Origin of the sequence: Streptomyces mangrovi, assembly GCF_900114215.1 — a bacterium.
Classification (GTDB): domain Bacteria; phylum Actinomycetota; class Actinomycetes; order Streptomycetales; family Streptomycetaceae; genus Streptomyces; species Streptomyces barkulensis.
The window spans coordinates 1-1,486 of sequence record NZ_FOSG01000051.1; the positions used below are offsets into that span (position 1 = coordinate 1).

At 58.8% G+C, this 1,486-nt stretch carries 1 rRNA gene; it reads right to left on the reverse strand.

Features of this window, described 5'->3' with window-relative positions:
* A 23S ribosomal RNA gene (locus BM237_RS28565) occupies positions 1-1,486 on the reverse strand; the annotation flags it as partial.

The window sequence follows — 1,486 nt, forward strand, 5'->3', positions numbered from 1 at the left end:
GGTGGGAGTCCTCATCTCGAAGCAGGCTTCCCGCTTAGATGCTTTCAGCGGTTATCCCTCCCGAACGTAGCCAACCAGCCATGCCCTTGGCAGAACAACTGGCACACCAGAGGTTCGTCCGTCCCGGTCCTCTCGTACTAGGGACAGCCCTTCTCAAGACTCCTACGCGCACAGCGGATAGGGACCGAACTGTCTCACGACGTTCTAAACCCAGCTCGCGTACCGCTTTAATGGGCGAACAGCCCAACCCTTGGGACCGACTCCAGCCCCAGGATGCGACGAGCCGACATCGAGGTGCCAAACCATCCCGTCGATATGGACTCTTGGGGAAGATCAGCCTGTTATCCCCGGGGTACCTTTTATCCGTTGAGCGACGGCGCTTCCACCAGCCACCGCCGGATCACTAGTCCCGACTTTCGTCCCTGCTCGACCCGTCAGTCTCACAGTCAAGCTCCCTTGTGCACTTACACTCACCACCTGATGACCAACCAGGCTGAGGGAACCTTTGGGCGCCTCCGTTACCCTTTGGGAGGCAACCGCCCCAGTTAAACTACCCACCAGACACTGTCCCCGATCCGGATCACGGACCCGGGTTAGACATCCAGCACGACCAGAGTGGTATTTCAACAACGCCTCCACACACACTGGCGTGCATGCTTCACCGGCTCCCACCTATCCTACACAAGCCGAACCGAACACCAATATCAAGCTGTAGTAAAGGTCCCGGGGTCTTTCCGTCCTGCTGCGCGAAACGAGCATCTTTACTCGTAGTGCAATTTCACCGGGCCTATGGTTGAGACAGTCGAGAAGTCGTTACGCCATTCGTGCAGGTCGGAACTTACCCGACAAGGAATTTCGCTACCTTAGGATGGTTATAGTTACCACCGCCGTTTACTGGCGCTTAAGTTCTCAGCTTCGCCACCCCGCAGGATGACTGACCGGTCCCCTTAACGTTCCAGCACCGGGCAGGCGTCAGTCCGTATACCTCGCCTTACGGCTTCGCACGGACCTGTGTTTTTAGTAAACAGTCGCTTCTCGCTGGTCTCTGCGGCCACCCCCAGCTCACCGTGCAAGACGGATCACCGGACGTGGCCCCCCTTCTCCCGAAGTTACGGGGGCATTTTGCCGAGTTCCTTAACCATAGTTCACCCGAACGCCTCGGTATTCTCTACCAGACCACCTGAGTCGGTTTGGGGTACGGGCCGCCGTGCAACTCGCTAGAGGCTTTTCTCGACAGCATAGGATCATCCACTTCACCGTCATCGGCTCGGCATCAGGTCTCAGGCTCTTGTGCCAGACGGATTTACCTGCCTGGCGCCCTACACCCTTACCCCGGGACAACCACCGCCCGGGCTGGACTACCTTCCTGCGTCACCCCATCACTCACCTACTACCGGATCGGGCCGTCGGCTCCACCGGCACCACATCCCGAAGGATGCGGGCGGCTTCACGGACTTAGCATCACCGGACTCGGCCCTTGCGCTCC